Raw genomic sequence first — 8,297 nt, 5'->3', positions numbered from 1 at the left:
GCCATTCACCATGCCAGGCGGGGCCTGGCCCACCATTGCAGCGATTCAGACTTGGGAACTGAAAAAGTTCCATTGAAAAATTCGAATTGCAAAATCGCAGCCAGGGATTCAGCGCCGACGTAGGCCAGGTCATGACCTGGCATCCCGCCGATGCTTTGGAACAAAGCGAGGCGGTTGGCAACACGCCTTCAAGCTCTGAATCCGCCGGCCAATCACCATGCCAGGCGGGGCCTGGCCTACTTTTGGAGATCTTTCTAGCGAAGCAAAACGGCGTCGAGCTGTTTTTCACAGGACGCGACCAACTCGTTGATGATCGAATCGGCATCGCCGCCGCTGAGCGTCTCGGTCTGGCTCTGAAGTTCCATCGAGAACAACACGCGTTTCTTGTTCGGGCCGTCGACCTTTTCGTTGCGATACGTTTCGCGATAGGTCAGATCCGCCAAACGTTCCTTCGCCGCCTTGCGAACCAACCCAGCCAACTCGTTCCAACGTACTGACTCGGGCAACACCAAGTTAAGATCACGCTGAATCGATGGGAATGAACTGACCGCCTGCTGTTGTGGCACCAATCGCGATTGATTGACCAACACGTCAGCCGACAACTCCGCGGCGACAACACGGCCGGTCAATTTCCATTGCTTGACCAACTTTTCATCGACGAATCCTAGGAAGCCCAAACGCAACGGCTCTTTGGCATCGCCACCAACGAGCGACAACTCCACCGCCCCCCCCTTGGCAAAACCATCTCGCTGCACCGGAGCGACGGTCAACTCGCCTGGTACACCCAGGCGATCGCAAAGCATTTCGATGGTGCCTTTGAGAGCAAAGAAGTCCTCGCCAGCGATCAATCCAATGTGATAGGTCTCGTCTGGCAGCAACGCACTGTCGCTTCCCGCGGGCGCGGGCAAGTAAACGTGAGCGATCTCGAACAAGTCCGCGACCAAGCTGGCCGAAGCCCAGTTCGCGGCACGGCTTTGCAGCAAACTTGGAACCAGCGATCGTCGCAACGTCCGGGCACCTTCCAACATCGACGTGCGAGTTTGCAGAGCAGGCAACTCCGTCCAAGGCGAGATCATTTGATCCAGCTTTTCGGTGACCACGCTGGGCGTCATCGCTTCGCTGATTCCAGCCGCGGTCAACACGCCGCGAATGCGTTCCATTGCGGTGTCGAAACGACGCTTGCTGCTAGGAGCGACGGGGATCGGCGAGTTCTCGGAAATCTTGTCGTAGCCGTGAATCCTCGCGACTTCCTCGATCAAGTCGACTTCACGGGTCAAATCGTGACGCCAACTTGGCGGGACACATTGCAACCCATCAGCGAACGCGGAAACCTCGCAACCGAGCGACCGCAAGATCTTGTCCAGCTCCGCGGTTTCGATTTCCAAACCCAACAGTGCCGTGACACGTTTCGGCCGCAGCAACACGGTCTCGCGGACTGGAATTTCAGGAGCGGTGTCGACGACACCCGGTGCAACCGATCCGCCGGCGATCTCCGTGATCAACTGGCACGCTCGGCGACTGGCCCAATCAATCCCGACTGGATCCACGCGGCGTTCAAACCGGAACGACGATGGACTGTGAAGTTTCAATCGACGCGCCGTTCGGCGAACTGACAAAGGCACAAACTCGGCGGCTTCCAACACGATGTCGGTCGTCGCTTCGGTGACTTCCGAAGATGCTCCGCCCATCACACCACCAACGGCCAACGCATCGGACGAATCCGCGATCACGCATGTCGAATCGTTGAGGTCGTAATTGCGATGGTCAATCGCTTCGAGTTGCTCTTTGTCTTTTCCTGACCGAACGACAATCTTGCCATCGCCGACCTTCGCGAGATCAAACGCGTGCAGCGGCTGGCCACATTCCATCATCACGTAATTGGTCACGTCGACGACGTTGTTGACCACTCCGATGCCAACGGACTTCAGCGACTCCTGCAACCACTCTGGGCTGTCGCCAACCTTCACGCCGCGAATCACTCGAGCGGTGTAGCGGGGGCAGGCCTCGGGCATCTCGTTCTCGACCGCAAGCGATTCGTCGATCGCCGCCCCGGACTCCTGAAACTCGATCGCTGGAATCTTCAGCTTTTGCTCGGTCAAAGCCGCGATTTCTCGAGCGACGCCGATGTGCCCCAGGCAATCACCGCGATTGCTGGTGACCTCCAAGTCGATCACGACGTCGCCGTCGACTGTTTCACTGCCTTCGTGATTCAACCCAGACAGACTGAGTCGATCGACCAACTCGTCATGTGGCAGCGTCAGGTCAACGTATCGCGACAACCATTTCCAAGAAACAAGCATGAGAGCGAAGTGGGCAGAAGATAAAGTCGGAAGGGAATATTTTGCGAGGCATTGCAGAACGTGGCATCGACCATGCTTTCACAGGTGCGAAAACTGGTAGCCGGACTCACCAGAATCCGGGCAACTGTAGCCGGATTCACCAGAATCCGGACCGCGAGCAAAAGCCAGCGAACCCCAGCTAAGTTTCGCTTGCATCACCCACGTTCCGATGACTCAAAATTGTTTCAAGAACCGCAAGTCGCCGCTGTACAAATCGCGAATGTCGGTGATGCCATGACGACGCATGCACAGGCGTTCGACGCCGAGACCAAATGCGAATCCGCTGACCTTTTCAGGGTCGTAGCCAACAGCAGCGAACACGTTGGGATCGATCATCCCGGCGCCACCAAATTCAATCCACGTTCCGTTCCACAGAAAGTCGACTTCGACACTGGGCTCGGTGAACGGGAAGAACGAAGGACGGAAGCGAATTTCAACGTCTTCGCCGAGGTAGTTGTTCGCGAAAACTCGCAGGACGGTTTTCAAGTTGGCCATCGTCACGTTGGTGTCGACGAGCAACCCTTCCATCTGGTGGAACATCGGGAAGTGCGTCGCGTCCGGTGCATCGGGACGATAAACACGACCGAGAGAAATGATTCGGATCGGCGGCTGAACCTCTTTCATCACGCGAATTTGAACGGTGCTGGTCTGACTTCGCAGCAACTGCGAACCTTCATCACCAGCACTCACCGAGCTTTTGCCCGAGGGATCCTTCGCAGTCGCCAAGTAAAAGTTGTCCAGCGGATCACGCGCGGGGTGGTCTTCGGGAATGTTTAGCGCGACGAAGTTGTGCCAGGGGTCTTCGACCTCAGGACCTTCGGCGACCTCAAACCCCATCCGCCCCATGATCTCAGTCAGATGACTGATCGTTTGAGTGATCGGGTGAATGTGCCCGAGCGATGGGCGAGTCCCAGGCAGAGTTGGATCGAAAGTCGGATCGGCGCCCGAATCGTCTCCACCAGCCAGGTTTTGCTGGGCGTCTTCGAACGCAGAGTTGATCGCCGACTTGACCGCGTTCAGCTTGGCACCGGCGGAAGGCTTGTCAGCCTTCTCGATTCCGCCGAGCATTTTCTGAATGTCTTTGAGTTGCCCTTTCTTGGCACCCAAAAACGTCACGCGAGCTTCCTCGAGCGCTGCCGCATCGGAAGCAGAAGTGAACGCGGACTCAGCGTCCGACTGGAGCTGATCCAGTCGGGAGAGGAATTGATCGAGTGACATGATGGCGACTTAAGCTGCCAGAGTCTCTTTGACCTTGTCGCAAACCTGCTTGAAGCCGGCGGCGTCATGAATCGCCATTTCCGACAACGATTTGCGATCGAGTTGAATCCCGGCTTTGTTCAAACCGTGGATGAACTCACTGTAGCGCAACCCGTGTTGCTTGACGGCGGCGTTGATCCGAATGATCCACAGCTTGCGGAATTCACGCTTGCGGACGCGACGGTCGCGGAATGCGAATGCGCCCGAACGGAGCAGGGTTTCTTTGACGGTACGCGTCAGATTCCCGCGGCCACCGCGAAAACCTTTGGCTCGTTTGAAAAGACGCTTCTTGGATTGCCGGCGAGCGGCACCTTTGGTCGTACGCATCGAATGGAATTCCTAAATGCTGTGGTGATCTTTCGGGTCGTCCTGATTCAGGCCCCGGCAGAAAGAAAAGGTCAACGCGACCGTTCTATCTCCGAAGTTCCGCCCAACCAGGTGGCCGTTGGATTCCGTGGTGGAAAAGAAGTGTAAGTCAGGTCGAATCAGTAGCTGTGGCCGTTGAGAGCTGCGTGAATGGTTGGTTCCATGCACTCAGCAACTGCGGTGGTGCCACGCAGGTTACGACGACGTTTTTTGCTCAAACCCTTGGCCAAGTGGCTGGTACCGCTTTGACGGTGCATCGCCTTGCCTTTGGCCGACAAACGGAACCGTTTCTTGGTCCCTTTATGAGTTTTGATTTTGGTTCCCATGAGGGCATCAACACTGGTTGGATGGTGATTTTCGAAAAACGAAGCGGGGAAGCATATCGGATTGCGGGGAAAGCTGCTAGGGCGACCCCTTGGTTTCTGCTGTGCTGCCCCGGTTTCTGTGCAGTTGTCCGTGTGGAGAAGACCGCACCCAACCCAATTGGCCTGTTGATTCGCTCGAGTTCCCCCCGTCGCGTGAGTTTCGAAATTGCGATTTTCTCAAAACCCGAAGCGTCAGCTTTTTCATAACCCGACGCGTCAGCGAGGGAAAAACGACGTTGACTTCGCCTCGCTGATGCGTCGGGTTCTGAAAAAACCAATGCCTCACGCAAAAGCGCAACTTCAAAACGTGTGAGCGAGGGATCAGATTCAATCAACAGGCCGCAACGCGACGGGCTGTTCGGGCAAAGATCGGCAGGACCGACCGAATCGCTGCACAAAAGTGGGCCTCAGCGACAGTAATACCTGTCTGATCCCCCGCAGAACACGTCCGTCCCGCAACGAAACCCGCCAAACACTCAGTTTTCTTGCCACGCAATATTCTTGCAGCGCCGCAAACCAATGATTGCGTGAATCCGTTCCAGCAGGGCCTCTTCGGCGGCAGTTTCGTCTATCATCGGACGCGATCGCTAAGATCCCTTCCCAAACTCCCTCCCCCCAGAAGCAAGCCCCCATGATTCAGAGACTCCAAGCTGGGATCGGCTCATCCCGCGCGTCAACCGCGTCATTCCGATTACGAACCACCCGGCGCGCTGCTTTGCCGGTCATCGCCGCAACGCTGATTGGTTTTGCGATACAAATCAGCCCGGTGTCGGCCGATGAAACGACCGCTCAACACCGCGTGTTGCTTCACGGCAAGAAAGGCCTGGTCGTCGTCGAACCCGATGGCTCGATCGGATGGCAGATGGATTGGGGCGGCATTCACGATCTGCACCTGCTGCCCAACGGCCACATTCTGACTCGCCAAGGCCCGACAACCGTGGTTGAAATCAATCCGAGCACGAAAGAAGTCGTGTGGAGCTACGATTGCGGGAAACAGGGCGGCAACGAAGGCAAGCGGATCGAAGTCCACGCTTTTGAACCACTTCCCAACGGCCACCTGATGATTGCCGAATCTGGGGCGCAGCGACTGATTGAGGTCAACCGCGACGGTGAGATCGTTCACCAAATCGCCCTGAAGGTCGAAAACCCCAACGCACACACCGACACCCGTTTGGTTCGGCGTCTCGACTCAGGCAACTACTTGGTCGCCCACGAAGCCGACGGCAAGGCTCGCGAATACAACCGCGATGGCGACGTCGTCTGGGAATACGAGGTGCCAATGTTCGGCAAAAAAGCTGCTCGCGGGCACGGCCCAGAAGCATTTGGAAACCGCCTGTTTGCCGCCCTGAGAATGAAAAATGGCAACACTCTGATCGCGACAGGGAACGGACACAGCGTCATTGAAGTCACGCCGGACAAGAAAATCGCTTGGGAAATCCACCAAAACGATCTTCCTGGAATCCGCTTGGCTTGGGTCACCACGCTGCAAATTCAAGCCAATGGGCACTACGTGATCGGCAACTGCCACGCTGGCCCCGGCCAACCCATTCTGATTGAAATTGACCCTTCGACCAAGAAAGTTGTGTGGCAACTCGATCGCTTCGACGACTTCGGAAACAACGTCTCCAACTCGCTTGTCATCGACGAAGCCCAACTTGATTGGTTGGACTGAACGGACCGCTCGACATCGCGAACAAAAGCGACAACCTCAAACCACCAACGCTTTGGTGGCGCGAGATGCAGGCTGTCGCTCCACCGAACAACTGCATCAAGGAATCACGACGATTCGCCAGTATGATCGCATCAAATCGTGCAGGTTCCGGCAAGCTTCGCCGACACGTGATTTCAAGATGTAGCCCGCGACGTTTTTCTTGTACGCGGCGACCAAGTCCACCTCGTGATCGGAAGTGGTCAATACAAACACAACCGTTGAGTTGAGTTCTGGGTCCCGCCGAATCTCTTCGAGAAACTCCACGCCAGTCATGATTGGCATGTTGAGATCCAAAAAGACGATCCGATGAGGGCCAACCGTCTTGGTTGGATGCTCGCCTCGCAAGATATCCAAGGCGACTTGCCCGTTCTCGGCAACGGTCAGTGGATTGAGGACTTCATTCTTTTTGATACCGCGTTCAAACGCCATCACATCGATTTCGTTGTCCTCGACAAGCAGGATGTGAACCTCGTCTAAACTCGAAACCGTCGTGTGCGACATATTCATGAACCCGGCTGAAGAGAAGAGCTCGCAAGGAAGAGAAAAGATCGAATAACCGAACGCCTGATCAAGGCGAAAGAAGCGAGCAGCGACGTAAGCGTATCCAATTGACTTCCGCTAACGAAACGCTCAAAACTCGCCGCTCCATTCGCCCTGCCTAATGATCTGTCACGACTTATTTTAGGGCAGTGGACGAGGGAACGAGTCCTGAACAGGCGTCAAAACCAAGGACTCGGCGCCTCGTCCACATGGATCAAACCTCACTTTTCACTTTGACCAACCACTACCAACAATCTCGGATTGCTCAAACGAGCCCCCGAGCTCTGCCAGAGAAGCACTCACGCGTTCCGAAACGGGCGAACCGAGAGAGCCCCGTCCCTCGGTACGCTCTGCCTCCTCACAGCGTTTTCCCCAACTCTCTCACCACAAACCCGCAAAACACAAGCCAATCGGCCGTTTGAGCCTTTTCAGCCTGCTCGGGAATTCTACACCAAAAACGCGTCTTCCCCGAGCAACACGGGCAGCGATCACCTCGCCACGAACCCGTCGGGGGGGGTCATCAAGCCAAAGCCAGTCCAAAATATCTGGCATTCGAAGGACCATCCCACTACCCATCCTCGTCTCGAAGATCTAAAGTGAACGCAATCGAGAATCGTTCTCATTTACAGGTGAAGCCTTGATAGCCGAACTCGCCCTGGATCGCTGTGGATCCAACTGTGCTGAAATCATCCGACTGGATCTCCCTGAAAGCTGTGCCTCGCGTTTGAAAGCGCTCGGTTTGTTCGAAGGGCAGCAGGTACAGCTATCCCGTCGTGGCAACCCATTGATTTTGAAAGCGGCTGGGAGCCGAATTGCTGTGGCGGGAGAAATTGCCCAGCAGATCTTCGTGCGGGCCACCGACGGATGAATGCGTTGCCGGTTGCGTGCAGCAACTCCCCGGAAGATTCATCCCCCAAGCAACTTTGCCAAGCTCGCGTGGTTGCCATGGTTGGCAACCCCAACGTTGGCAAGACATCTCTGTTCAACCGCCTGACCAACCTGCTTGCGAAGACATCGAACTTCGCTGGCACCACCGTGGACCGACGAACCGGCACCGTGGATTTGGAAGAGGGCCAATCATGCACGCTCGTTGATCTACCGGGCCTCTACTCGCTGACGGCTTCTTCTCCGGAAGAACAAATCGCTCGAGCTTTCATCACTGGCGAATCGGAGAATCCCCCCGAAGGCGTGCTGGTCATCGTCGACGCGACCAACCTTCAACGCAGCCTCGCCGTTGCCCGCGAGGCCATCCAGTGCGGACGCCCGACGCTGGTCGCGGTCAACATGATCGAACTGGCTCGAAAGAGCGGTGTCGATGTCGACCTTGAAATCCTCTCTCAAAAGCTGGGCTGCCCCGTGGTTGGCGTCTCGGCTCGTACGGGTGAGGGCATCAGCGAACTCAAATCCAGTCTGCGACAACTGCTTCAACCGCACAAGCTTGTGGTCCTGGGTTCGGATGCAGCAACAAACGAGGCCGAATGCGGTGCCTGTGGAACCTGTCCATTTGCAGATGGCCACCGCTGGGCATCCACGTTGGCTCGCGAAAGCACACGCACAGGATACGTCGCCTCGGACGAATGGACCGACCGGGTCGATCAACTCACGACCCACCGCGTGCTCGGCCCTTTAAACTTTGCCTTTGATGCCAATAGCGGTGATGCGGTTATGGTAATTAATGACGGTCATGGCAACTGGTACTGCAACAGATCGGAAGAGCGT

At 56.3% G+C, this 8,297-nt stretch carries 8 protein-coding genes and 1 pseudogene; 4 read left to right on the top strand and 5 right to left on the bottom strand.

The window, feature by feature from the left end; genetic code table 11:
* Positions 1 to 86: 86 nt before the first annotated feature.
* A pseudogene (locus ACF8AM_RS05065) lies at positions 87 to 167 on the top strand (DUF1589 domain-containing protein); the annotation flags it as partial.
* Positions 168 to 254: 87 nt separating this feature from the next.
* On the opposite strand, the gene pheT reads toward ACF8AM_RS05065, so the two are convergent.
* The 4 genes from pheT to rpmI form a co-directional block, all read right to left on the bottom strand.
* The gene (pheT, locus tag ACF8AM_RS05060) at positions 255 to 2,300 is read right to left on the bottom strand and encodes a phenylalanine--tRNA ligase subunit beta (protein ID WP_392554585.1); all 2,046 of its coding nucleotides are present in this window, start codon (positions 2,298 to 2,300) and stop codon (positions 255 to 257) included.
* A gap of 213 nt (positions 2,301 to 2,513) precedes the next feature.
* Complete coding sequence (gene pheS, locus ACF8AM_RS05055; protein ID WP_392554584.1) at positions 2,514 to 3,557, bottom strand: phenylalanine--tRNA ligase subunit alpha; 1,044 nt, start codon at positions 3,555 to 3,557, stop codon at positions 2,514 to 2,516.
* A 9-nt stretch (positions 3,558 to 3,566) separates the two neighbouring features.
* A complete protein-coding gene (rplT, locus tag ACF8AM_RS05050) occupies positions 3,567 to 3,923 on the bottom strand; it encodes a 50S ribosomal protein L20 (protein WP_007332030.1) in 357 nt (118 codons plus the stop codon).
* 158 nt (positions 3,924 to 4,081) lie between these two features.
* Positions 4,082 to 4,288: a 50S ribosomal protein L35 gene (gene rpmI / locus ACF8AM_RS05045; protein WP_007332031.1), complete on the bottom strand. Its 207-nt coding sequence runs from the start codon at positions 4,286 to 4,288 to the stop codon at positions 4,082 to 4,084.
* A gap of 670 nt (positions 4,289 to 4,958) precedes the next feature.
* Between rpmI and ACF8AM_RS05040 the strand changes: the two genes are divergently transcribed.
* Positions 4,959 to 5,999 (top strand): PQQ-binding-like beta-propeller repeat protein, encoded by a 1,041-nt coding sequence (locus ACF8AM_RS05040; protein ID WP_392554583.1) that lies wholly within the window; start codon positions 4,959 to 4,961, stop codon positions 5,997 to 5,999.
* A gap of 96 nt (positions 6,000 to 6,095) precedes the next feature.
* Here the strand turns inward: ACF8AM_RS05040 and ACF8AM_RS05035 are convergent, their stop codons facing one another.
* Entirely contained in the window at positions 6,096 to 6,545 is a 450-nt protein-coding gene (locus ACF8AM_RS05035) for a response regulator (RefSeq protein ID WP_392554582.1), read from the bottom strand.
* A gap of 670 nt (positions 6,546 to 7,215) precedes the next feature.
* Between ACF8AM_RS05035 and ACF8AM_RS05030 the strand changes: the two genes are divergently transcribed.
* Both ACF8AM_RS05030 and ACF8AM_RS05025 read left to right on the top strand, forming a co-directional pair.
* The gene (locus ACF8AM_RS05030; protein ID WP_392554581.1) at positions 7,216 to 7,446 is read left to right on the top strand and encodes a ferrous iron transport protein A; all 231 of its coding nucleotides are present in this window, start codon (positions 7,216 to 7,218) and stop codon (positions 7,444 to 7,446) included.
* Positions 7,443 to 8,297: FeoB small GTPase domain-containing protein (locus ACF8AM_RS05025; RefSeq protein ID WP_392554580.1), on the top strand; the 855-nt coding region annotated here is incomplete at its 3' end. The genes ACF8AM_RS05030 and ACF8AM_RS05025, both read left to right, overlap by 4 nt.

Source organism: Rhodopirellula sp. JB055, from assembly GCF_043100905.1.
Lineage (GTDB): Bacteria > Planctomycetota > Planctomycetia > Pirellulales > Pirellulaceae > Rhodopirellula.
This window is presented reverse-complemented; position numbering and strand designations above follow the sequence as displayed.